Origin of the sequence: Paenibacillus amylolyticus (genome assembly GCF_036894225.1) — a bacterium.
Lineage (GTDB): Bacteria > Bacillota > Bacilli > Paenibacillales > Paenibacillaceae > Paenibacillus > Paenibacillus amylolyticus.
The window spans coordinates 263,707-288,505 of sequence record NZ_CP145892.1 but is presented as its reverse complement, the minus strand read 5'-3'; the positions used below and the strand labels follow the sequence as shown (position 1 = coordinate 288,505).

Genomic DNA, 24,799 nt, shown 5'->3' with positions numbered 1-24,799 from the left:
TTTCCTCCTGTTATTACGTGTTATTAAGACCATCTAGCTTGTAACTTGTAGCTTAATGAAAAGATGAGCAGTTCTTACGGAATCAGCTTGATCAAAGGTTCACTCTCCCGGATCGGGCCGCTGGTCGCTGTAGTCAGTACATCTCCATACTGTTGCATGTTGGTTACCACAATCGATGTAATGGTGTTATATCCTGCTGACGTAATGCCCTCCGGATCAAACTCCACCAATAAATCCCCTGCCTTGATTGTCTGTCCCTGTTCGATATGGGCGTTAAAATATTTCCCTTTCAGACTGACGGTATCCACTCCGATATGAATCAGGATCTCGACACCATTCGCAGCTTTCAATCCGATGGCATGTTTGGTGCGATAAAGCGCCTCGACTACTCCGTCAAATGGAGCATATACCTTGCCATCTGTCGGAACGATTGCAATGCCTTTACCCATTAATTCTTGGGCAAACGCTTGATCCTCCACTTCAGAGATCGGTTTGATCTCCCCTGTCATTGGACTAACGATAAGCATGTCAGAAGATGTGGATGTCTGTGATAATACGGACGCTGGAGTTACCTCTGAGGCAACCACTGTCTGATTGCTATTTACTTTATTCGTAGCTTGCTGCTTCGATTTATTTCCATCTGTATCTTCCTTGATGCCCGCCAACAGCGTGAACACAAACCCGAGTACAACTGCGGCAACACAACCAATAACGACATACATGTAACGATCCGATGAATACGTGCCAATTGCCAATACACCTGGAAGTGAAATTGCATTCGCTGTTGTATGCACCAAGCTGTAGAATCCACCAACTAATCCTCCTGCCAGACAACCTGCGAAAAACGGACGTTTGTATTTCAGCGTTACACCATAGATCGCCGGCTCGGTAATCCCGAATAAAGCGGTGAATCCACTCGAAGCAGCCGCTGATTTCATCGTTTTACTCTTCGTTAGGACAAATACACCGAAGGCTGCTCCAGCCTGAGCCAAATTCGCCGCCAGTGCCGTTGGTAACAACACGGTTGCGCCCAGTGTAGCCACTTGTTGAACCTGAATAGGCATGATGGCATAGTGCATACCGAACATAACCATGATTGGTTTGAAAAATCCAAGAATCGCACCAGCAAGAACACCTGCAGTAGAGAACAATGAGTTAATACCATTGGTCAACCAATCACCGATATATGATCCTACTGGGCCAAGCACAATCAGTTCCACTGGAATCATAATGAACAAAACAATCATTGGGGTAAGCAGGACCTGTAGAAACTTGGGAATCACTCGATTGACGATCGGATACACATAACTCATAATCCATACCGCCAAAATGATTGGAATGACGGAAGAGGAATATTTCATCAACAGAATCGGCATGCCGAGAAAATCAATACTATTTACACCCGTCTCAGCAATCTGAGCCGCAGCGTTCAAAATGGTTGGATGCATTAGTCCCGCAGCAAGAGCTACCGCCAAATAGGGATTGGTTTTGAAACGGTTTGCCGCACTGACAGCCAGGAAGAACGGCATGAAGTAGAAAATGCAGTCCCCAATCATGTTAATGATCGTCAGGAAACCGGAGCCTTCCAGGTAACCCATGGCAGTTATAACGGTAGCCAAACATTTGATCATCCCGCAACCAACAAGTGCTGGCAGAACAGGCGTGAATATACCTGCGATGGTTTCAAGCACTACGTTGACGGGGTTACGTCTCTTTTTCGGTCCACTGTCTGTAGACTCCGTAAGCTCGCCAATATGGTCAGAAGTTAAATTCTTCACTTCACTGTATACCGCGTCTACTTTAGCACCGATAACAACCTGAACCTGTCCACCGGAATTTTGTGCCTTGAGCACGCCTTCGAGCTGATCCAGCGCCTTGAGGTCTGCTTTGTTATCATCCTTTAATACGAATCTCAAACGGGTTGCACAGTGTGTCAGACCCGATATATTTTGCTCGCCGCCAACGAGATCAAGTACGTTTTTAGCCAAGTCTTTGTTGTTCATGACCCTTCTCCTCTACATGAATAAATTGGATATATAAAAAATGACCAAGCCGGGGAATCGTCATTCCCTACGCTTGGTCATGCCTGATCGAATCAGTAACAGTCCAATATGGATTATTCGGTTAGTTCATTCCGTTGGTTCATTTGAGATCAATCGTTGAATATGCAAGATCAAATATAATTTTTCATCATCCGAACAGGTCCAGCCGTAATTATTTTTCAGGAAGTCAGCAATCTTCTCCACACAAGCCAGTTCTTTCGGAAACTTCTCCTTCACCATCAGGAAAAGCGATTCATTCTCATCCTTGAGCGACTTACCGCTCATCTGCCTCAGAATGAAATACCGGATATGTGTGGCAAAGCGCATGAAATGGATGGAATCCTCCTGAAAGTCAATTTTGAGCGCATATTTGATCACGGACAGAATCTCGCCCGTAACTGTGGTCACCTTGGTGGTATCCGTCATCTCTCCAGAGCCCACCTGTGCATTAACAAAATGCAGAGCAATCAGTGTTGTTTCGGCTGTTGGCAGAGCGATATCCGTTTTTTCCTGAATCAGCTTCAGCGCAGCCTCCCCCACCCGGGTCTCGTCCGGATAGAGTGTCCGCACTTCCCATTCCAGCGGATTTTTGATACGGATGCCTTCTCTGGTTCGGGTTAATGCAAAACTGATATGGTCAGACAGGGTGAGAAGCAGATTCGGGTTAAATGTTTTATTCAGGATCTGACTGCCCAGCTTGATGACTTCCTCCGCGAGATAAATATCCTCAATCGGAATACTGTTCAGCAGGTCATACATACGGATGTTCTTTGGTGCTACAAATATTTTCTCCACCAAGTCCGTCTCCGTCAGCTCATAGGGCGTTTTCAGAAATCCTACACCCTTGCCTACGACAAAAACCTCTTCGTTATGTTCATTAATAGCGATGGCTACGTTATTGTTTACTTTCTTGATAACCTTCAATGTTCTCACCCCCCAACAAAAATAAAAAAAGACCGAAAGCGATTACAGTAAAGCAATCGAATTCGGTCATGCCTGGTTTCCCCAGTAACAGTCCGTGTTATGAATATAAGTTTATTATAGTGCTGTTTTCGAAAAAGTCAATCATCCAATCTTAGGGAAACATGGCTCTGCAAAGCAGATGAAAAAAACAAAGCGCTGTGGTACAATGAAGGAATTGTGTATTCACAGACAGACATGTGGGTAAAGGTGCTGAATCGATTGTGGATCAGTGCCCTTTATTCATGATTATGCTGCCATTCTAGGGAGGCTTATGGAACAACCATGCTCATCATTGGTATCGCCGGAGGAACCGGCTCCGGTAAAACGACGGTAGCTCGCTCCGTTATAGACCGTCTGGGATCAGGTAAGGTTACGTTTATATCCCAAGACAATTATTACAAAGACCAGTCGCAGCTCACACCTGAGCAACGCCGACTCACCAATTACGATCACCCGTTTGCATTCGATAATGATCTGTTGATTGAGCATCTCACCCTGTTGAAAAAAGGCCAAGCGGCGTATGCCCCCGTATATGACTTCACCATAGATAACCGTGCTGCCAATGAGACGGTTGAACTGGCACCGAACCATATTGTCATTGTAGAAGGATTGCATGTGCTGATTGACGAACACCTTCGCAGTCTAATGGACATCAAAGTATTTGTTGATACTGATTCCGATGTGCGGATTTTGCGTAGAGTGCTGCGGGATATTGAGGAACGCGGACGCACGATCCAATCCGTGTACAAACAATATCTCGAAACGGTAAAACCGATGCACGATGCTTTTATCGAGCCATCCAAAAAGTATGCCGATATCATTATTCCAGAAGGCGGACATAATGAAGTAGGTATTCAGATGTTATCCATCCTCACCGAGAAATACCTCACCGGGGAAAATTGGAACGGCGCTTAATTTGCTGCAAGCAACACAACTGAAATCCAGATTACGATACAGCGTAATCTGGATTTTTTGTTGATTTTTCATTTATAATAATCCCCATAATTGAAAGGAGATCTCCCCTATGGCTACTTTTGAAGAGTTCATGCAACATGACATCCGGGTTGGTACCGTGGTGGAAGCCGATCCCTTCCCCAAGGCTCGCATTCCCGCTATTAAAATGACGATCGACTTCGGACCACTTGGCCTGAAACGTTCCAGTGCTCAGATCACCCAGCGCTATACCCCTGACATGATCATTGGCAAACAGGTCGTTGCTGTAGTTAATTTTCCACCTCGGCGGATTGCCGGTTTTGTCTCTGAAGTACTTGTGCTGGGCGGCGTGCCTGGTGAAGGCGATGTTGTCTTGCTCTCACCGGATAGCCCATTACCTAATGGAACACCGATAGCCTGACTTTATTTTGAGTAAGAAGAATAGGGCTTTTCAAATGTTTGGAAATCGAGTATTCTTGATTTATTGATTGTTGATGGAATTACATATGTTGGAGACCTTAAAGCATAAGGCTATGAATCTGCGGATTCGTGGCCTTTTTTTGTGTTTTTTGTGGAAATATAGGTCTGGAGAAGTAGTGAGGGTTGAGTGGAGAGGAGGAGTTTTGTTGATAAATCATACCAATAGCCTAGTTATACATGGTAGAATATTGATTATTATTACAAATTTAGTATCTAGTAGCCTGAAAAGTACATATCAAGGAAAGAAATTCACAATTGAGAGGAGTAAGATTCATGAGAAAAATGATGATTTCCGGCGTAACGGCATTAGCTTTATTAACAGGGGGTATCGCAGGTTTTGGAGGTGTTGGGAGTTCTGTAGAAGCCGCACAAGCTACAACTACATTCAAGGACGTTCCAGCTACACACTGGGCATCCGCAGCGATTAATTCAGCCGTGGAACAAGGGTATTTCAAAGGGTATGCTGACGGAACATTTAAACCAAGCTCACCTGTCACCAAAGCTGAAATGGCAAGTATCTTGGGACGTCTATCCGAACAGCCTAATGCATCAACACAAGAACAAAACAATTTCACGGACATACCCGAGTGGGCAAAGAGTGGTGTCTCAATTGCTATCGCAAAAGGTTTTATCGATCCTTCTAATTACAAGGGAAAATTGGATGCACAAGGCGCTCTTCAACGAGGCGAAATGGCTATATGGCTGACGCAAGGACTAACCGTGGTTGATCCTGATTACAAACAAGCACTCTCTGATGTAACCAACACCGTTGTGCCCGCAAAGGAATATTTCATAGGTAAACTCGCAAGCGCTCAAAAAAATGCAGTAGCCGTTGCCCTGGGAACAGGACTTATGAGTGTGGCAAACGATAAAACATTTGGCGTTGATCGTACCACCACTCGGGCGGAAGTTGCTGTATTGATCGCCCGTTATGCAGCAGTTTCCAAGACAAAACCTGCCGATTTTCAGGGTTTAAATGAGCTGCGGGCGGTGGGTTTGACGGGTACGAATTTGAGTATTATTGCAAAGTCTTTCAAACAAACACCTGAAAGAAAAATTATTCTATCAGGCAATCAGAAATACGATGATGTTGTGAACGATGACTTTTCAAAAGTTAGAAACAAAGAGATTGTTACCGATACAAATTATGCAGATCTTAAAATTTTGAATTGGATTATTGTAGATACTAATGTCGCTAGCAATAACCGTAGCATTTATTATCCCGCTTTTATAGATGAAGGAGTAAAGCTCCAAAACGATAGATATTTTTCTTTCGTTGAGTTTGATTTAAATATTAAATCGGCCTCCATGAACCAACCACAAGCCGGAAGTCTCCTTAATTCAGCTACCTTTAATCCTTTAGCTTCCCCTCAGTCAAAATCATTTTTGTCATATGAAGCTCCAAAAACAGGAGATTATACCTTGAACAGAGGAGTATTTGGGGTTAAAAACCCTATATATTGGGCACAAGGAATGTTACATTTTAATCAATCTGTGACGAGGGCTGTGACCTTAGAAACCAAAGAGGGGGCAATCTTTAGTGTCATCGATACAAAATAAAATAAAAGATTTGAGGTTGAAGCCAGCTATCAGTAAATTACTGATAGCCTTTCTAACCATCTGCGCTGTATTAACACCTTATTCATTTGTGCACGCCGGTGGCGGACCTGGTACTAAACCTGCAATAAAACCGCAATATATGGTACCTGAAACACCAGCTAAATCTCAACTAAAAGTTATACCTGTTGAAGGACAAAAAATGACCAATATTGGTATTTATATTTATCAAATTGATGATTTAAGATGGAGCGTTGATGGCGGATGTAGTGGGCCTAATGATAATATTTTGCTAGCTAACGATCCATCAACAAATCGTCCGGTTTCTTCGACAGTTTGTGTTGATCTTGATCTTGATAAAGAATTGTACAAACCTGCAGTATATATGGATAAGAACAGCGACCCTTATCCACGATCAGAATTAACCGAGGTATCCCTAACACCTCATTATATGGATGACAACCAATATTACAATGCAGATTTAAATATGCCTAAACTTGTTTCTGTTGACTCCTTCAATGGTAGAAGAACAATGTTCACCATGAAAATAGGCGGCGTTATCAATGCAACAGCCGCTAGAGAATATAACCCACCTAAATGGTCAGCAGATTACATCTTCAATACAGATCTTTACTGGAAAGGTCTTGTTGAAATAACAAAAGAGATCAATCTTACCGCTGGCGGGCAACTTAGCTTGATCCAGTCTAAACAATTGAATGCAACGGTCAAAACCAAAAATGGAGATGGAAACTTTGGAGCAGAGACCAATGTAAACACTGGAAGCGGTGGTACAACTACATGGGAATCATCCAATCCTGGTGTCGCTACCGTTAGTAACTCCGGAGTAGTCCAAGCCGTCAGCAGAGGAACAACAACCATCACCGTATTGTGGGAGAAGGACGATTTTCAGTTAACTACCACAACAAACATTGGTGTTGAAGAGAACCCAGGTACTGGCGAGGGCGACGGTAACGGGGGCGGTGGTGGAGGTTGCACGCCAACGATTGGACCACCTTCTGCTGGAACCATCATGAGCATGAATGATCTTGATCCAAATGCCAACGGTGTTGTTAAGTCAGATAACAGAGATAATGAAACATTCAACGTGTTAAAAGGAATCCCTACTTCCGAGTCACTCTACACAAATGCCTTTGCTGACAATTATCTGTTTAAACAAGCCTGGGCGAAAATGAGCGGTAAAGTTACATACAACTGTAATGTCACAATCTCGTACGACAGAGAGTGGACAGTACCTGGACCAGAGGAATGTGATGATGATGGTTGTACACCAGGGCCACCTATACCCGCGAACGACACGGTACCCAAGCCATACAACTTCCAGATCACAAGAGACTACTCCTACTGGAAAATTAACAATCTGGAAGTATACAAGATCGCTAAAGCAACCATGAATAATTACGCTTTGCCCGGTGAGACCGTTACGATGAATCCAACAGGATACACACCACCAACACTAGAGTCTAAAAATGATGAATCCGTAGAAAGCCATGTACGACCAGGGCAAACCACTTCAATCTCATATACTCCACCCAAATTAACAGGTGGTTTGAACCAACCTCCCAGTGTGCCTGATGATACATCACGGTTAAAAGGGATGGCTGAGTCCAACACACCTCAAAGTAAAGTGAATAATGATCTAGTGAAATTCAACAACACAACCATTATGAATGATGTGGAAGCAACCAAAGATGGCCCAACGCCATCCAATATTCCTAATCCAACGATGATTGGGCGTGATGTGCTGTACAAACCGGGTAATATGATCAGCAATTCCCTGCTTAATAAAGCAAACACCACAAGCTCTGGTGAAATCTATTATGATTTGCTACCGGGTAACGTGAATGGGGGTGCCAATAAAATATTACCGATTAACGGCATCAACACGGTCACGGTACACACCCCTGTCGTCAACTACGCCTGGGTATCGGATGATCAACCGCATAATCAGAAAACCGTACCGGACCCAACCAGCGCTGCACTCATTCTGGAACGTCCGTTCATTGTGCGAATTCCCACATCAGGACAGCACTTGGACGCAGTGAGTTATCCCGGTTATGGGAATCGGGACTATGCCAAATATTTTCGAATCAAACAGGTGCAATTCCCGTTTGATGTCTATAACGTAGATCGGAGCCAGTTTATCCCTGCTAAGACATGGGTGGATATTCCGGTCAATCAACTGGACACCACATTCTATCTCCCTGTATGGGTAGACGAAGGCAAATACCATATTGTATTCCGCAATATTGCAGAGAATGCACCTGCAAACTTTACCGAGCAACAGGATGCCAATACCAATCTGGCACATCATGTTGCAGCAGATACCGTACCGGTAGATGTCATCGGAAGATTATATGATTTTCACGTCACTGATATCTCCGATTACAACTGGGAAAGTGTATTTCGCAAGCGGTTGGGTAGTCCCGAACCAACGGGCTATAGCTACTGGACCGGGATGAATAGCATTGATGGTGATCCACGAGGTAATCTGGCTCCATTTGTATTGCCTATTCGACCAGGAAGCCATCCGGTACAGGGATTCGCTAACGCAACTGTGAAGACAGGGTACCATTTCAAGTTCGATCTGAAGACCAAGGGCAATATGTTTGGCAAACAGGATGGTATTCGAATTACACCCACTTTTGCTTTTGTGAGTAAAGACGGGTCCTCCCGACAAGAAGTGGATCTGTACTACCATCGAGGCCAGGAACGCCTGATCCGTATCGGATCGGTGCAGGATCTGGAGAAACGCTTTGTTGTCCTGAACTCACGTCTTCGAAATGTACCCGGCACAGAGTTAGGCGATACAGCGCGTTACCAGTATACTTATGAACTGTCAGCTGAAGAACGTAATCAGCGTACGTTGGCAGAATATATGGTTCGCTTGGTCGATCAGATTTCTCATCAAAAAACATGGGTAGGTCGTTATGACTGGATGATCCTGTCTGCTCCAATTCGGACACTCATTGGACCCAAAACGGACATTCCTTCCGGGGTCAACGTGGATCGGGCCAATGCATCAATCCAGCGCTGGTACGGGGAGTACAGCTTACCTGCCGATGTATATGCCGTACCAAAAGGTACAGATCTCGAACCTCTTGCTCGACAAAATCAACTGGATGAGAAATCGAATGTTTTTCTAAAGAATGGTTATATCGTAGTCAACTTCAACATGGAGAGCCTGCGGAATGGAAATACAGATGCGCCCCATCTGCAATACATTCATGCACCACTGATGAATCAATGGCAGATGGAAGGTTTCAACAAAAAGCCAACAGACAGTCAAGGTAGAACCTGGCCGCTGAAGGATGGCGACATTGTCTTTTACCATGCTGATCAGTCTAGCCGGAATGACTTCCAATCCCAAGTACCGCACTAGTTTGAATCTCTCATATCAGCACGACTTGCTAAGCATATGTAGCCAACTACATGTGGACAGAAGAGTCTATATGCGGAGTACCTCTCCAAAAGAAGACTGAATATCTGTATACCGATAATCACCCAATGAAGCAATCAATAAATATATGATGAAATAGCCATGAAGCGCCCGACTGAGTACTATACAGCCTGCGCAAAACTATGGTGCGCTTAATGACATAGGTGTACTGAACCACATACGATAAAGCATTCACAAGTGATTCCAGTGTCACATCCCAACTACACACAACATGCCTGTTATACAACAAAAGGGGTATCCTGAAAGTCATCTATGGACTTCTGGGGTAACCCTTCTTGCATCATTCTCTTTTCATAACCTTACTTAGACTATAAAGAAAACCCGCACATTAGTATTATCCTGACAGACTTTCTCCAGGAGACAGGTAGGTTAGCAGGAACGTCAGGAACGTGATGCCGAACAATACGACTACGAGTTGCAATAATCGTTTAACGATATATCTGCTCGAGTGCTCTAACGTCCTTCCCCACAACTTAATGTATGTGCCATGATGTTCTCCGTCCACAGCTCCGCTGGAAACTTATAAATTCTATCAAAAAAGGCGTCCCTCTCCGTGTTACTGGATGAGGACGCCTTAAATAAACAGATTTTCAGAAAAAATCATGCTCTCTAAACACCTTCCTATCTCCCGTAGGGTACTACTGTGTTTGTTAAACCTGGCATTTCTCCTGGCTCCAGAATCATCGTCACTTGCAGCCCCTTCCCGGCTTACACCAGTGGATTATCGCTACCTGACTCCTCTGTTACATTGGCGGGACCGCGCCGGTATTACACCAGACTTCCCTATTGAGCTTCCACCCTGACGGGCAAAGCACCAAGTTCTACATATTCAATTACACTTCTGTATCAGTATAGCGGGGGACGACGTTTAATGATCAAAACTTTTCTTTTAAATTTGAAACACTAGATGCGTCTAATCTCGATTTCTCGAACCCTTTGGAGACACACCCGTCACTCGCTTGAACATCTTGGAAAAAAGTAATGGGTCCGTATAGCCGACAGAATGGGCCACTTCACTGACCGACAGCCCTGGATTCTGAAGAAGTTCGGCAGCCCGATTCATGCGGTACTCCAGAAAAAAGGACTGTAGCGACATGCCATATCGCTCTTTGAACAATCCCGATAGATACGTGCGATCCAGCCCTACAGCTTGGGCAATATCCAGAATGGAGGTTCGCTGGCTGTACCTGTTCTCCATAAACTGCACCGCCTGTCGGATGTACGTCTCTTTGTTCGAAAGAAGCTGTCCTATTTCTTCCTCTACAGGCGAAGAAGAGATTAATTCTGCCATCAAGCGGTACAAGAGACTCTGATTCATCACATCGCCTCCCGGACGCGTAGAAGCCTGGACCATCTCCGTATACAACTTTTCCATCGTATTTGTATCATGGGCATTATATATCGGGCGCTCCGGGGTCAATTGGGCACGTTGCATGAATGCTTTGGCTTGTACACCCTTGAATCCAAACCACGAATACGTCCAGGGCTCCTTCGGATCTGCCTCATAATGAATGAGTGTGTCCGGGAGAATGACAAAACCCTGTCCCTCGCTAAGCTTGTATTCCTGATCCCCCATGTACACGGTACCCTGTCCTTCATGGATGTAATGCACAATGTAAGAATCACGTACACCGGGTCCCCAATAATGCGCAGGATCACAGGCCTCCCACCCGAAAAACAACAACAGCAGCTCCATCTGTGTCCAGCCTGCAGGAACCACATTCATCTCAATGCGACTCATTTTTCGCCCTCCATCCTGACTTCATTCCGCTTACCTCTTTATTTAATATTTTATATTATAACAGCTAAAACACTTACATATCAGTTGAAAGCGAAAACAAAAATGGGATTATGCCATGTTTGAAAGGGTTTGAGCCATAGTTATATGTGCCGAATCGGCCTATAGTTGGGGTACAACATTTTTCAGGGAGGCTGAACTTAAATGAATAAAATTACATTTCTCGGTGCGGGAAGCACCGTCTTTGTCAAAAATGTATTGGGTGATGTCATGATGACCGAAGCACTGCAGGATTTTGAACTGGCATTGTTTGATATCGATGCTGAACGTTTGAGCGATTCAGAGCGTTTGCTGACCAGTCTGGCCCGTTCACTCGGAAGTCGTTGCGTTGTGAACGTATATCATGACCGCAAAGAAGCGCTACGCGGGGCCAAATATGTCATCAACGCCATCCAGGTCGGTGGATATGATCCATGCACCATTACGGACTTCGAGATTCCAAAGAAATATGGACTGCGTCAAACAATTGCAGATACACTCGGCATTGGCGGAATTTTCCGTAACTTGCGGACGATTCCGGTCATGCTGGATTTCGCCCGAGATATGCAGGAAGTATGTCCAGATGCGTGGTTCCTGAACTACACCAACCCGATGGCCGTGCTTACCAACGTCATGAATGTGCATGGTGGGATCAAAACTGTAGGATTGTGTCATAGTGTTCAGGTATGTGTACCACATCTGTTTGATGCACTGGGGATCGATCAGACAGGTGTTGTGGCTAAGATTGCAGGGATCAACCACATGGCGTGGCTGCTCGAAGTTACCAAAGACGGGCAGGATCTGTACCCCGAGATTAAACGTCGGGCGAAGGAAAAACAGAAGGAACAGCATGACGACATGGTTCGTTTTGAGCTGATGCAGCGTTTTGGCTATTATGTAACGGAATCCTCTGAGCATAATGCCGAGTACCACCCTTACTTCATCAAGCGGAATTATCCGGAGCTGATTGAACGCTTCAATATTCCACTGGATGAATATCCCCGCCGCTGTGTGAACCAGATTGAAGGCTGGAAAGAAATGCGTACCAAGCTGTTTGCCAGCGAAAATATTGAACATACCCGCAGCCGTGAATACGCATCGCATATTATCGAAGCGATGGAGACGAATAACCCGTACAAAATTGGCGGAAACGTTATGAACAACGGACTGATCACCAACCTGCCTCGCGAGGCTTGTGTTGAGGTACCTTGTTTGGTGGATGGATCAGGAATCAGCCCTACGTATATTGGGGATCTGCCTCCACAACTCGCGGCATTGAACCGGACAAACATCAACACGCAACTGTTGACGATTGAAGCAGCAATCACTGGCAAAAAAGAACATATTTATCACGCCGCCATGCTTGATCCACACACAGCTGCAGAACTGTCTATCGATGACATCGTAGCCATGTGTGATGAGTTGATTGAGGCTCACGGCGACTGGTTGCCAAAATACACATCATAATACAAAAGCACCGTTTCCTTTGCTGTTAAAGGGGACGGTGTTTTGTTCGTTCCATGGCGCTCACGAACTGAATCGTGCATCACATCATTTATCAGAAATGCCTCACCCCCTTGAACCTTATTCGGCAGGGAGCAAAAAGCGATAACCAATGCCAGGCTCCGTCTGAATATATCGCGGATTCGTTGGATCTTCATTTAATTTTTTACGGAGATGTCCCACATATACCCGAAGATAATGGCTGTCGGACTCATGATGATGCCCTCCCCATACTTGCTGCAAAAGCTGACGCTGAGTAATGATTTTCCCTGCATTGGAGGCAAGCACTTTCAGCATCTCATATTCTGTTGGGGTTAATTTGACCAAATTCCCCTCCAGTTCGACCTGCCTTTGGGCCAGATCAATCGTGAGTGATCCGAAGCGCAGTATTGGCTCATCCGTTGTTTTGGCCACATGACGCAGCGCCACCCGAATACGGGCAACCAATTCACCCATTCCGAATGGTTTGGTCACATAATCATCTGCACCAGCATCCAGCGCGGCAATTTTGTCTCCCTCCTGATCCTTCGCTGTCAGCACAATAATTGGCACTTGTGACCATTCGCGAATCCGGCGAAGTACCTCCATGCCAGACATGCCCGGCAGACCAAGATCAAGGATGATCAGATCCGGATGTACAATACTGGCCTGGATAACGCCCTCTTCGCCATCCCCACACTCGTGGATTTCGAATTGGTGTGCCTGAAGGGTGACCTTGAGTAATTTGCGAATCTGCGGCTCATCATCGATCACCAGTATGCGAGCCCCTAGTGGTGCGTTCATGTTATTCTTCAACCTCTCCTTGTTCTGAATAGGGAAACCGTGATCCGTGAGCCTCCATGGGGATATCTATGCGCATTCTCGTCCCCCCGCCCGGATTCGGCTCTGCAACAATGGTACCTCCGTGGACTTCAACAATGCCTTTGCAGATTGCCAGACCAAGCCCCGTTCCTGTGACATGTTGAGTCGACTCTGAGCGATAGAACTTATCAAATATACGCAATCTTTCCGCTTCCGTTATACCGATGCCTTGATCAGCTACCCAGATCGTCAATTGATATGTACTCTTATCGCTTGCCACAGTGATGACAATCTGGCTCTCATCAGGCGAATATTTGATGGCGTTGCTGACGATATTGACCAGCACCTGTTCCAGCAATACTTCATCTCCGTAGATAAAGGCAGGGTCATCAGGCAGTTTAACTTGAATGTTGCGATGCGGACTGAATCCCCGAACTTGTGTCAGTACAACGCTAATTATGTCTCCCACGTCACACCATTTCCGGTTCAGTTGCAACATGCCGCTCTCCAGCCGAACCATACCCAACAGATTTGTGACGAGACGATTCATACGCAAGGCCCCATCCCGAATGTTGCCTGTTAATTCTCTCCGATCCTCGGGTGTAAAAAGAGTATCATTCTCCAACAATCCCGTAGCCGAGCCGATAATGGCGGTTAGGGGTGTACGCAATTCATGAGAGACAGAATCCAGCAGCGCTGTGCGTATGCGCTCTGATTCAGCAGTAATCTGCGCCAATCTGGCCTCTTCCGCCAGCTTCACTCGGGCAATAGCACCTGCGGCCAGTCCTCCGCATGCCTCCAACAGACGAAGCTCTTCTTGCTGCTCATGAATCTCGCCAGCGTCCATGCTTACGGCGAGCACGCCATGAATCTGCTCCTCTGTGCGTAGCGGCACATATAGCCCGAGAGATTCCCGCAATGTGGATGATCCTTTACCAGCGATCTGTCCGTGATTATACACCCATTTGGCAATGGCAATCTCCGACTCTCCATCTCCCCAGCCATCCTTTTCCCCTTCTGATGCGGGTGCAGAAGAGCTTGTAACCAGCAGATCACCCTGCCCATTCGGAAGATACACAGCTACTGGCTTACCCATGGTAAGCGATACTTGGGTTGCAATGTTAACCAGTAATGTATTCAGATCCGTAATAGCTGTCATCTGACGACTCAATGCGTATAGGGAGTTAGTCGTGGCCTCACGTGCTTTTACCATCTCCAGCTGTTGTCGCAATCGACCTGCAAGACTCGCTGTCAGGATCGCCACCGCAAGATACACGACAAAGGAAATGAGATATCTCAAGTCTTCAACCGTAAAGCTCAAATATGGCGGTACAAAAAAGAAGTCAAACATAATGACGCTAATACTCGCAGTATATATAGCTGGCCCCATTCCCCAATACACGGCACTCACCAATACAGGAAATAGGTATACAAGTGCTACATTAACCAGATCGCCACTCATACCGATGGCATGAAGCAGCAAAGTTAGCAGCGTCACCCCGAGGGTCACCCATACATATGCCGGAACCCTTTTCCCATGGGCTGCCCGCGTTTCTTTTTTTATTCGTTCAGACAATATCCATTCACATCCCGCTCAGTTCATAATCATAATCTGCAACGATTAATACATCCAGATGCCGCGACAAGCGTACAAGTCGGTTGACCACCGACCCTGAGCCGCGGTAGCCATTCAGCCACCACACCCGTCTTGCCTGCCCGACCACCAGCTGGGTTGCTCTTGCCTCCGATGCCTTTCTTGCCAAAATCTCAGGTACATCGCGCAGTCTTGGACTGTGATGAATATGAAATTGACCACCAAGCCGAATTGTCAGCTGCTCCAACGCTTCCAGATGGCACTTCACTTCGTCACTCATGGACTCACCGATGTGGATATGATGTACATGCCAGATGGCTTTTAGACGATAAGCCATACGGAATCCGCGCCGGATCAGCCGCTCGGCATGACGATCACTGCTTACACATACAAAGACCGCTTCCTGTCTGCGCCAAGGTCCTCGAAGTGCAATTTTGGCCTGCTGTGTTTCAAGCCGTTCATCGACATCGTCCGCCAGTTCGCGCAGGGCAAGTTCTCGCAAGGCAATCAGATTACCGATTTTGAAGAAATTCGCAAGGGCTTGCTCGACCTTGGCAGTTGCATAGATTTTACCCTCCCTCATGCGCTGCCGCAAGGCCTGGGGCGCGACATCAATCAACTGCACCTCATCCGCCATCTGAATGATCCGATCGGGTACGGTCTCGCGGACACGAACACCGGTAATATGTTCAACGGCATCATTCAGACTTTCGAGATGCTGTACGTTCATTGTGGTAATCACCGAGATGCCTGCATTCAGCAGGAGCAGGACATCTTCATAACGCTTTTGCCGGACACTTCCGGGCACATTCGTATGCGCCAGTTCATCCACAAGCACCACTTCCGGACAAAGTTGCAGAATGCCCTCCGTGTCCATCTCTTCCAGACGAGTCTCCTGATAAACGCGCTTCGCGCGAGGGATCACAGACAGGTGATCCCTCTGCTCCACGGTTTCCGCCCGCCCATGTGTCTCAAGCAAGCCAATCTGTACATCGATGCCCTTGCGGAGCAAATCATTGCCTTCCCGAAGCATCATGTAGGTTTTGCCTACACCTGGTGCAGCTCCAATATATATTTTGAATGTGCCGCGCTGAATCTGGCCAATCTGTTCCTTCATTTCCTGCTCGCTTAGTCTGCGGTATGTCAGCGACTCCATATCGTTAACTTTAGCCGGAACCACACGTTCACCCTCCCGGGCCGCTCGATCAGCAACCAGAAACAGATCGACACCACGTAATCTGCGCAGCAGCGAGTTAACAACGGACCCTTGCCACAGTTCCTGCCAGCGTGTACGCCGGGAGTGTCCCATCACAATCCGGGTAATCTGGTGCTCCATGGCGTAACGCGCCAGCGTAGACGGGATGTTACGACGGTGTAATATAGACAGCTCCTCCATATGGCCGCCAAACTTCTCTACCAACTTGATCATATTACGCCGAAATACGATTGCCTCCTTGGTTAATGGCTGCTTCATATTCCGGAAAACAACGGCGCACAAATCACCATTCAGCCGTTTGGCAATCTGTTGCCCACGCCGGATATAGATGGAGCCATTCCAATGATATTGCGTGGACACCAGAATCCGTTCCATGATGCCTGTTGTGACGGTAATTCCCATCTCCTCCCGATGCTCACGCAGGGATTCATTCACCCCTTCTGCAACCAATCTCAGGGCCAGTTCGCGCAGAATACCCAGATTGCCTTGACGAAAAACTGCTTCTCCCTCATGCCCCTGCAGATGACCTTCTGCCAGACGGCTCAGTATGGTTTCTGGTGTGACGTCTATCAGCTTCACTTCATCCGCAAGCTCCAATGTATCGGCAGGCACCGTATATTCTGCTGCGATCCCCGTAAGTTGTCGTGCCAGCTCTGTATAGCCTTCCAGCTCATACACATTCACCGTTGTCATGACACTGATGTTGTTTCGGAGCAAAAACTGAATATCCTCCAACCGGGTAGCATACCGAGCACCTTCTCTGTTCCGATGTGCCAAACCATCCACCAGCACAACCTCCGGATTACGTGCCAATAGTGCATCCAAGTTCAGATCCTTCATCTCTACATCATCACTCTCGCGTAACCAGTGAATGCTTGGAATCCGTTCGAGTGCGCCAAGCTGTTCCACCGTTTCCGGTCTGCGCATTGTGGAGACGGCACAGATGACCACATCAATGCCCTGCTCGCGCAACGTGTTCCCTTCCCGCAACATGTGATACGTTTTGCCCGATCCGCTGACTGGGCCGATGTAAATTTTGAGGGTACCCTGCTGCAGCTTCGTAATCATCTTCAACATCTCTTCCGGTGACTTGCGCTTAAAGCTGTCTTCCATCCGCCCTCTCCCCTTTCTTGTTAATGTGAAGATAAAAATGGAGAAAGCCCCTCCCGATATATCGAGAGCAGGCTAATATGTTCGTTCGTTAGTTCAGTTCTGCTGTCAGCGCCAGATTCAGAGCCGTTACATTCACACGCGGTTCCCCGAATATACCCATTTGCCTGCCTTGTATATGCTCATTTACAAGTTGTACAAGCTGTTGTTCACTAAGCCCGGTAGCTTCGCTAATGCGCGGGATCTGTGCCTCAGCGGCTTCGGGAGAGAGATCCGGGTCAAGTCCAGAGCCTGAACCCGTCACGAGATCAGCAGGGATCTGCTTCAATCCCGGATTTTCCTGCTGGAGCTGGGCCATCTTTTCCTTCATCTCGCCGATATATTCCTCCGAAGCTACGGCGCGATTTGAACCAGCTGAAGCCGTTGGGTCATAACCGGCATTTGATGCCCGGGGCTGGAACAGCCCCGGCGATTGGATTTCCTGCGCCAGCAGGGACGAGCCGATGATTTTCTCATTTTGCGTAATCAAACTTCCATTCGCCTGCGCAGGAAAGAGAAGTTGAGCTACGCCAGTCGTTACAAGCGGGTAGATTAAGCCGCATATCAGCATAAGCACAACGGATAACCGTATGGCGGGCAAGAACATGTTCATACAGATCACTTCCTGAATTCATTAGGATAGAAGGACAATTTTGATAAGCGTTGTTATCTCGTTAAAGAATCCCCGACAGAACCATATCAATCAGCTTAATGCCGATAAAAGGTACAATCACGCCACCTACGCCATAGATGAACACATTGCGGCCAAGCAACCTTTCGGCTGACATCGCCCGATACTTAACCCCTTTCATCGCGATGGGAATAAGCAGCGGAATAATAATGGCGTTGAAGATCAGCGCCGATAGGATCGCAGACTGTGGTGAAGCCAGATTCATAATATTAAGCGCCTGAAGCTGCGGCATGGCGAGAATAAACATAGCTGGAATGATAGCAAAATACTTCGCGATATCATTGGATATCGAAAAGGTTGTGAGTGCGCCGCGTGTAATCAGCAGCTGCTTGCCAATGGAGACGACCGACAATAGCTTGGTCGGATCGGAATCCAGGTCAATCATATTAGCCGCTTCTTTGGCCGCCATGGTGCCCGAATTCATCGCCAGGCCCACATCGGCCTGCGCCAGAGCAGGAGCATCGTTCGTACCATCGCCCGTCATGGCGACGAGTTTGCCCTCCTGCTGCTCTTTTTTGATCGCCGCAATCTTGTCCTCGGGCTTCGCTTCGGCAATAAAATCATCCACGCCCGCTTCAAGCGCTATGGTCGCTGCGGTCAGCGGATTGTCGCCTGTACACATAATGGTCTTGATGCCCATGGCGCGCATCTCGGCGAACTTCTCTTTCAGCCCTGGCTTCACAGTGTCTTTCAGATAGATCACACCATAGATTCGTTCATCGATGGCCACAGCAAGTGGCGTGCCCCCGGCCTTCGCAATGCGATTTGCAATCTCATCCAGATCACCAGGTATGCGGCCTCCTTCGGAAGCAATATGACGTTTGATCGCATCTACCGCACCTTTGCGGATCTTCATTCCGCTACTCAGGTTCAGACCGGACATCCGGGTCTCTGCCGTGAACTCCACATTTTCCGCATTTGCATACTCCGTCTCAGCCCAGCTCTGGCCTTGTTTGCCTGCCAGTTCCACAACAGAACGTCCTTCCGGGGTCTCATCTCGCACAGAAGCCTGTAAAGCAGCTTGCGTCATCTCTGACAAAGTAATTCCCTTAACGGGAATAAACTCAGATGCCATGCGGTTTCCGTATGTGATCGTTCCTGTTTTGTCCAGAATCAGCGTGTCGATATCCCCAGCTGCTTCCACCGCTTTACCTGACATAGCGAGCACATTGAACTGTGTAACACGGTCCATCCCGGCAATACCAATGGCGGATAACAATCCACCAATTGTGGTTGGGATAAGGCAGACGAGCAGTGCGATCAATGTCGCCAGATCCAGTCGAATACCCAGGTAATTTGCCATCGGAACCATCGTGAGAATGACGATCAAAAAGATCAGGGTTAAAACGGCGAGCAGGGTTGTCAGCGCGATTTCATTGGGTGTTTTCTGGCGCTGAGCACCCTCAACCAGAGAGATCATCCGGTCAAGGAATGACTCACCCGGATCGGTCTGAACACGCATGACGATGTAATCGGACACGACGCGGGTCCCTCCGGTAACGGAGGAGAAATCTCCCCCTGCTTCCTTGATGACCGGGGCGGATTCTCCCGTAATGGCCGATTCATCAATGGAGGCCAAGCCTTCCATAATCTCACCGTCCGTCGGGATCAGTTCACCGACTTCCACACGGACCATATCACCTTTTTTCAACTGGGTCGAAGACACTTGCCGGATTGTTCCATCCTTCTGCACCAGATTGGCCAGGGTGTCCGACTTCGTCTTGCGTAACGTATCCGCCTGAGCCTTACCTCTGCCTTCTGCAAGTGCCTCCGCGAAGTTGGCGAACAGCAGCGTGAACAGCAAAATGAAAAACACGGCAATGTTGTACCCGCGCCCAGCCTCGGATGCGGTGAATAGATCGGGATTGATGCAGAGTAAGAGCGTAATGAATGTACCCACCTCGACAATAAACATGACCGGATTTTTGATCATGACCACCGGATGCAGCTTCTTGAACGCATCGAGTGAAGCCTGAAGTATCATATCCTTGCTTAACGACCGTTTCGATCCGGAATCACGTTGAATATTACCGCGGTTGTTATCTGGCTCATTGCCCTTTGTTCTAAACATTTCTGTATCCATGTGTTGCATCGTCTGCTCCTTCTTTCGTTCGACTGCATTCATCGTGCACTGCCACCTCCGTACGTTACGTCCTTATACCAATTCCTCTGTTGCTCTCCTGTCATATCTCTCATTGAATCATTGCCAGATGCTCTGCGATCGGTCCAAGGGCAAGCGACGGGAAGAACGTAAGTGCACCGACTACAATGATCATCATGACCAAAATGCCAGCAAACAGAGGTGTGTGTGTCCGCAACGTGCCCGTAGTTACAGGCACAACCCGTTTGGTGGCGAGTGAACCCGCAATAGCCAGCATGGCGATCATCGAAACGTATCTTCCCAGCAGCATAACGATACCAATTGCGATGTTGTAAAAGTCTGTATTGGCATTCAGTCCGGCAAAGGCCGATCCATTATTGGCTGCACCCGAGGCAAAAGCATAGAGAACTTCAGTCAGGCCATGCATGCCCCCGTTCGAGATGGACGCAATAGCTTCAGGCCGCATAAGCGCGAGTGCCGTTGGCACCAGAATAATCAAAGGATGAATGAGCAAGGCGATGGATGCGAGCTTCACCTCTTTGCCCTCGATTTTTTTGCCCAGAAACTCAGGTGTTCGTCCCACCATCAATCCACAGATAAACACAGCCAGAATCACATACAACAGTCCGTTGATCAGCCCTACCCCTTTACCGCCAAACACGTTATTGAGCATCATCTGAGCCAGTGACACCAGACCTCCAAGCGGGGTAAGCGACTCGTGCATATTGTTGACCGAACCTGTTGTAGCCGCCGTCGTGACTGCCGTGAATAAAGCCGATTCGGGTATGCCGAACCTGACCTCTTTCCCCTCCATATTGCCCTGAAGGCCTGCTGCATCCAACGCGGGTACACCGTGATATTCGGAGACAAAGACTGTGGTCAACATCACAAGGAAAAGAAAACTCATCGCTGCGAATAATGCCCAACCCTGCTTCCGGTTATTGACCATCAAGCCGAAGGCGTATACCAGTGCAGTGGGTAACAGCATCATACAGACGATATGCACCAGATTGCTCAGGGCCGTCGGATTCTCGAATGGATGTGCAGCATTGGTTCCAAACCAGCCGCCACCATTCGTTCCGATGTGTTTGATCGACTCCAGTGAGGCGACCATTCCACGTGAGATCGTCTGCTGCGCGCCTTCCAGCGTGGTTGCGTTCACCGCTCCCGCGAGTGTCTGAGGCACCCCCTGGAACACGAGGAACAAGGCCACGATGAAGCTCAGCGGTAAAAAAATTCTCGTAATCGACCGTACAAGGTCGACGTAAAAGTTCCCCAGTTCATCCCGGCGGCCTATCAGCCCGCGAATGAACGCAATAGCCACTGCAAATCCCGTTGCTGCCGACGTAAACATCGGAAACGTCACGGCCAGCATCTGTGACAGATACGACAAGGCGTTCTCGCCCGTATACGACTGCCAGTTCGTGTTGGTCATGAAGGATACCGCCGTATTAAATGCCTGCGCCGCTGGCATATTGCCGATGCCATCCGGATTGAGCGGTAAATACTTTTGCAACCGCAGCACCAGAAACATCAACACCAACATTACAAAGTTGGAGAGGAGAACAGCCGTTAGGTACTTTTTCCACCCCATGGATTCGTTCTCGCGTACTCCCATTACTCGATAGAGCAGTCGCTCCGGTCCACCAAAAATCCGATCCAACCCCGTTCGCTGTCCATCAAACACGTTCACTATATATTTTCCCACCGGTTTCACCAGCAGCGGGATGATAAGCAGCGTCACCGCTACTTGCACTACACCGATACCCATATCCGCATTTCCTCCCTATTCGACGTTCACTTGTTCGTGCATTACGCACATTGTCAGCATCAGAATTTCTCCGGCTTCACCAGCACATAACCGAGATATATCACCAGTGCGAGTACAATCATGCCGATGACAATCATTTGGCATCCCCCTCTCTACCCTCAAGCCTTCTCGCAGAATTTCACGAATCCCCAAAACACCGCAAACAGCAGCACAACCAATCCAATCATCGTGGCATCATTCACCATGCGTCCTTCCTCCCTCTCTCTACCGTTCTCTGCACCTGCTACATGTAAAATCGTAATATGAAACGCTGTAAAAAAGGGGTAAAGAAATGCCTCCATGGGTGTAAAAAAAACGTAAAAAAGACCCGCTCTCCTCAGCAATGGGCTGAAAAGAACGGGTCTATAAGGTTTACTATTTATCCAAATGGATTCTGTGCCCACTGCAATAATCTCTTTTTTGTGATTTTGCCATGAGAGGTATGATGGACGACTTTTCCCTGATCGAGCAGAAGCACCTGTGGTGACTCATGGTGAACCTCTGTCTCTTCCGCAATGTGACGGGACAACGAGCGATTTTCAATCACTTTGACGATGCGGTAGTCCATAGGTTGTTTGGGATCTGATGCATGGGTGCCTACAAACGCCATAAACTCTCTGTACGCTCTCGCACTGGTTGGACAAGTCGTGCTGTGTATCAGGATAAGCACCGGATGATCCTGCGAGCAATGCAGCGCGTCTTCCCAGTCATCTGGTTTGTGCAATTCACGGACATGTTCGCTGAGCATATGTTCCGAGTCTGACCCTGCACGTTTGCTAACCACCGAACCAATCACTATGCCAAGCGCCAAGCCAAAAGCAATCCCGAGTCCAAGCTGCTTCGTAGCCGTACCAATGCTGACTCCCATGGCAACACCTATAGCCAGCCATACGGCTTGATGATTCACCTTTTTATCCATACAGATCATCCCTTCTTAAACTATGTATATCAAGGCAACCTTCCCACCTTACATTCTGATCAAATTATAGCATAGGCCTCTGTGAGCAGGCGTTGATAATCTTCATCTCCGAGTACAGATTTCAGCGTTTCGATTTATGCAAAATGCTCATTTGTGATACACTGGTTGTAATTTGGAAACGATGAACATGAAGAATGGATTGGAAGGGCGGAAATTCCATATGACATACGCATTTATGATTGAACCGCAGGATTTTATTGCGCTGGATAACGAAGATGAACTGATTGAGAAATGTCAGGAGTGGGGTCTGCTTTCTGGTAAAGCGACCAAACTCAAAACGTTCTATTATAAAGGAAACGTATTAAACATGCCGTGCACCATCATTGGATATGTCGATCACATGGCAGCCGTTATTCAACTGGATAATGGACAAAAGCATTGTATTCACCCGTCTTATCTGAAGGAAATGCAAGCGTCCAGTTACAGTGCCAGAAGCATAAGTAATGCCGGGTCAGATCGCAGCACAGAATCGACAACTTCGGATACAGTCGTACCAGTTACCCCTGCTGAACTTACGCAAATTCCAGATGCCCTGGTTAACCTGGATGAAATTCCGCCGGATCTGGATGATTCGGACGACACGGACACAGATGAATTCTCCTCGGGGATGAAGGGTGATCCGGATGGGCTAGTAGAAGAGTATGTTGGACCTCAGTCTGGGGCAGCCAGTGAAGCCAAACCTAAAGCCAAAACAGCGAGCAAAGCTAAGAGCGTCAAGATTGATCTGCCCGAAGGCAAAGTGAAGATGAGTGCCGTTGTCAAAGAGTTCACCACCGTACCGAATCACTTCTCTGACAATGACGATGAAGTCATCATCTATGAAGCAGTTACCATTACGGAGCCAGACGTCATTGATGTTGGGGAAGCCTGGTCAAGCCACAGTGCCACCGTTAAGAAACAGGAACTGGAAGTGGGAGATGTTATCACGTTTGAAGCGAAAATTATCAAGAAAAAGCTGACACGTAACCCGGTTCCCTATAAAATCAACAATCCTTCCAAGATTCAGAAGGAAGACTAATCAAGGAAGATTAATCACGAGTCATTACAAAAAAAGCAAAAAAACCTCCACAACTGCTCAAAGCAGATTGCGGAGGTTTTTTCCATTTGAAGTTTATATTAGTGAAGAGTACACTCTTAAGCTTGTCCCGGCGTAGCACTGATCTGAAACTGTACGCCAAACTTATCGACAACCAAACCGTAGGCTGGACTCCAGAACGTTTCTTGTATCGGCATTTTCACTTCGCCACCGTCTTGCAACTGGTTGAAAATCGCTTTGGCTTCATCCGTCGTATCCGTGTTCACAGTAACCGTAACATGATTACCTACAGTGTACGGCATACCTGGAAACGTATCAGACAACATTAATACCGAGCTGCCAATCTGCAAAGAAGCATGCATAATACGGTCTTTCGCTTCTGGCGGGATGGGGTGATTCGGGTCAGATGGACCGTCGCCAAATGTTTGAAGCGCGAGCACTTCGGCTCCAAATGCCTTTTGATAAAAATCTACCGCTTCACGTCCATTACCGTCTGTAACCAGATACACATTCAAGCTGATCGACATGCGTTCTTCATCTCCTTGGGCTCTTCTAATTATACGATTCACGCCACTTGCGACATGAGTATATATGAACAGGTTGTCCTTTGACAAGCGTATATTTCTGCACTCATCACTGCGGACCTTTACACGATTAGGGTTACCAACATATTCTTAATCCATCCCTCT

19 protein-coding genes and 1 riboswitch are annotated in these 24,799 nt (G+C 47.4%); of the genes, 6 read left to right on the top strand and 13 right to left on the bottom strand.

Annotated features, from left to right (window positions below; translation table 11 throughout):
• Nucleotides 1–74: 74 nt before the first annotated feature.
• Both V6668_RS01315 and V6668_RS01310 read right to left on the bottom strand, forming a co-directional pair.
• On the bottom strand, nucleotides 75–2,003 hold the full coding sequence (locus V6668_RS01315) for a beta-glucoside-specific PTS transporter subunit IIABC (protein WP_338707532.1): 1,929 nt from the start codon (nucleotides 2,001–2,003) through the stop codon (nucleotides 75–77).
• Nucleotides 2,004–2,129: 126 nt separating this feature from the next.
• Nucleotides 2,130–2,975 carry a PRD domain-containing protein gene (locus V6668_RS01310; RefSeq protein WP_235200849.1) on the bottom strand — a complete coding sequence of 282 codons (846 nt, stop codon included), beginning with the start codon at nucleotides 2,973–2,975 and terminating at the stop codon, nucleotides 2,130–2,132.
• A gap of 312 nt (nucleotides 2,976–3,287) precedes the next feature.
• On the opposite strand from V6668_RS01310, the gene udk reads away from it, so the two are divergent.
• From udk to V6668_RS01290, 4 genes are all read left to right on the top strand, one after another.
• Nucleotides 3,288–3,920 (top strand): uridine kinase, encoded by a 633-nt coding sequence (gene udk / locus V6668_RS01305; protein ID WP_017691162.1) that lies wholly within the window; start codon nucleotides 3,288–3,290, stop codon nucleotides 3,918–3,920.
• Nucleotides 3,921–4,029: 109 nt separating this feature from the next.
• Complete coding sequence (gene csaA, locus V6668_RS01300) at nucleotides 4,030–4,359, top strand: chaperone CsaA (protein ID WP_338707531.1); 330 nt, start codon at nucleotides 4,030–4,032, stop codon at nucleotides 4,357–4,359.
• A gap of 332 nt (nucleotides 4,360–4,691) precedes the next feature.
• A complete protein-coding gene (locus V6668_RS01295; protein WP_338707530.1) occupies nucleotides 4,692–5,978 on the top strand; it encodes an S-layer homology domain-containing protein in 1,287 nt (428 codons plus the stop codon).
• Between the two features lie 361 nt (nucleotides 5,979–6,339).
• Nucleotides 6,340–9,375, top strand: a complete 3,036-nt coding sequence (locus V6668_RS01290; RefSeq protein WP_338707529.1) for a DUF5704 domain-containing protein — start codon at nucleotides 6,340–6,342, stop codon at nucleotides 9,373–9,375.
• 719 nt (nucleotides 9,376–10,094) lie between these two features.
• Nucleotides 10,095–10,287, bottom strand: a riboswitch (cobalamin riboswitch).
• A 79-nt stretch (nucleotides 10,288–10,366) separates the two neighbouring features.
• Here the strand turns inward: V6668_RS01290 and V6668_RS01285 are convergent.
• Entirely contained in the window at nucleotides 10,367–11,194 is an 828-nt protein-coding gene (locus V6668_RS01285) for an AraC family transcriptional regulator (protein ID WP_338707528.1), read from the bottom strand.
• A 201-nt stretch (nucleotides 11,195–11,395) separates the two neighbouring features.
• Here V6668_RS01285 and V6668_RS01280 point away from each other — a divergent pair, with 201 nt between their 5' ends.
• Complete coding sequence (locus V6668_RS01280; protein WP_076320072.1) at nucleotides 11,396–12,697, top strand: alpha-glucosidase/alpha-galactosidase; 1,302 nt, start codon at nucleotides 11,396–11,398, stop codon at nucleotides 12,695–12,697.
• Between the two features lie 117 nt (nucleotides 12,698–12,814).
• Here V6668_RS01280 and V6668_RS01275 read toward each other — a convergent pair whose 3' ends face one another.
• The 9 genes from V6668_RS01275 to ytxJ all read right to left on the bottom strand — a co-directional run bounded on the left by V6668_RS01275 (nucleotide 12,815) and on the right by ytxJ (nucleotide 23,014).
• Nucleotides 12,815–13,516 (bottom strand): response regulator, encoded by a 702-nt coding sequence (locus V6668_RS01275; RefSeq protein ID WP_076329652.1) that lies wholly within the window; start codon nucleotides 13,514–13,516, stop codon nucleotides 12,815–12,817.
• A 1-nt stretch (nucleotide 13,517) separates the two neighbouring features.
• Nucleotides 13,518–15,110, bottom strand: coding sequence for an ATP-binding protein (locus V6668_RS01270; protein ID WP_338707527.1), 1,593 nt, complete (start codon nucleotides 15,108–15,110; stop codon nucleotides 13,518–13,520).
• 7 nt (nucleotides 15,111–15,117) lie between these two features.
• Nucleotides 15,118–17,457 carry a histidine kinase gene (locus V6668_RS01265; RefSeq protein WP_338707525.1) on the bottom strand — a complete coding sequence of 780 codons (2,340 nt, stop codon included), beginning with the start codon at nucleotides 17,455–17,457 and terminating at the stop codon, nucleotides 15,118–15,120.
• 88 nt (nucleotides 17,458–17,545) lie between these two features.
• The gene (gene kdpC / locus V6668_RS01260; protein ID WP_338707524.1) at nucleotides 17,546–18,106 is read right to left on the bottom strand and encodes a potassium-transporting ATPase subunit KdpC; all 561 of its coding nucleotides are present in this window, start codon (nucleotides 18,104–18,106) and stop codon (nucleotides 17,546–17,548) included.
• A 61-nt stretch (nucleotides 18,107–18,167) separates the two neighbouring features.
• Nucleotides 18,168–20,168: a potassium-transporting ATPase subunit KdpB gene (kdpB, locus tag V6668_RS01255; protein ID WP_338708877.1), complete on the bottom strand. Its 2,001-nt coding sequence runs from the start codon at nucleotides 20,166–20,168 to the stop codon at nucleotides 18,168–18,170.
• Between the two features lie 208 nt (nucleotides 20,169–20,376).
• The gene (kdpA, locus tag V6668_RS01250; protein ID WP_422395237.1) at nucleotides 20,377–22,056 is read right to left on the bottom strand and encodes a potassium-transporting ATPase subunit KdpA; all 1,680 of its coding nucleotides are present in this window, start codon (nucleotides 22,054–22,056) and stop codon (nucleotides 20,377–20,379) included.
• A 59-nt stretch (nucleotides 22,057–22,115) separates the two neighbouring features.
• On the bottom strand, nucleotides 22,116–22,178 hold the full coding sequence (locus tag V6668_RS32190) for a potassium-transporting ATPase subunit F (protein ID WP_353884092.1): 63 nt from the start codon (nucleotides 22,176–22,178) through the stop codon (nucleotides 22,116–22,118).
• Between the two features lie 36 nt (nucleotides 22,179–22,214).
• Nucleotides 22,215–22,397 (bottom strand): hypothetical protein, encoded by a 183-nt coding sequence (locus V6668_RS01245; RefSeq protein ID WP_338707523.1) that lies wholly within the window; start codon nucleotides 22,395–22,397, stop codon nucleotides 22,215–22,217.
• A 77-nt stretch (nucleotides 22,398–22,474) separates the two neighbouring features.
• Entirely contained in the window at nucleotides 22,475–23,014 is a 540-nt protein-coding gene (gene ytxJ / locus V6668_RS01240) for a bacillithiol system redox-active protein YtxJ (RefSeq protein ID WP_338707522.1), read from the bottom strand.
• Nucleotides 23,015–23,234: 220 nt separating this feature from the next.
• Between ytxJ and V6668_RS01235 the strand changes: the two genes are divergently transcribed.
• Complete coding sequence (locus V6668_RS01235) at nucleotides 23,235–24,092, top strand: hypothetical protein (RefSeq protein ID WP_338707521.1); 858 nt, start codon at nucleotides 23,235–23,237, stop codon at nucleotides 24,090–24,092.
• Between the two features lie 116 nt (nucleotides 24,093–24,208).
• Here the strand turns inward: V6668_RS01235 and V6668_RS01230 are convergent, their stop codons facing one another.
• A complete protein-coding gene (locus V6668_RS01230; protein WP_338707520.1) occupies nucleotides 24,209–24,637 on the bottom strand; it encodes a VOC family protein in 429 nt (142 codons plus the stop codon).
• Between the last annotated feature and the right edge of the window lie 162 nt (nucleotides 24,638–24,799).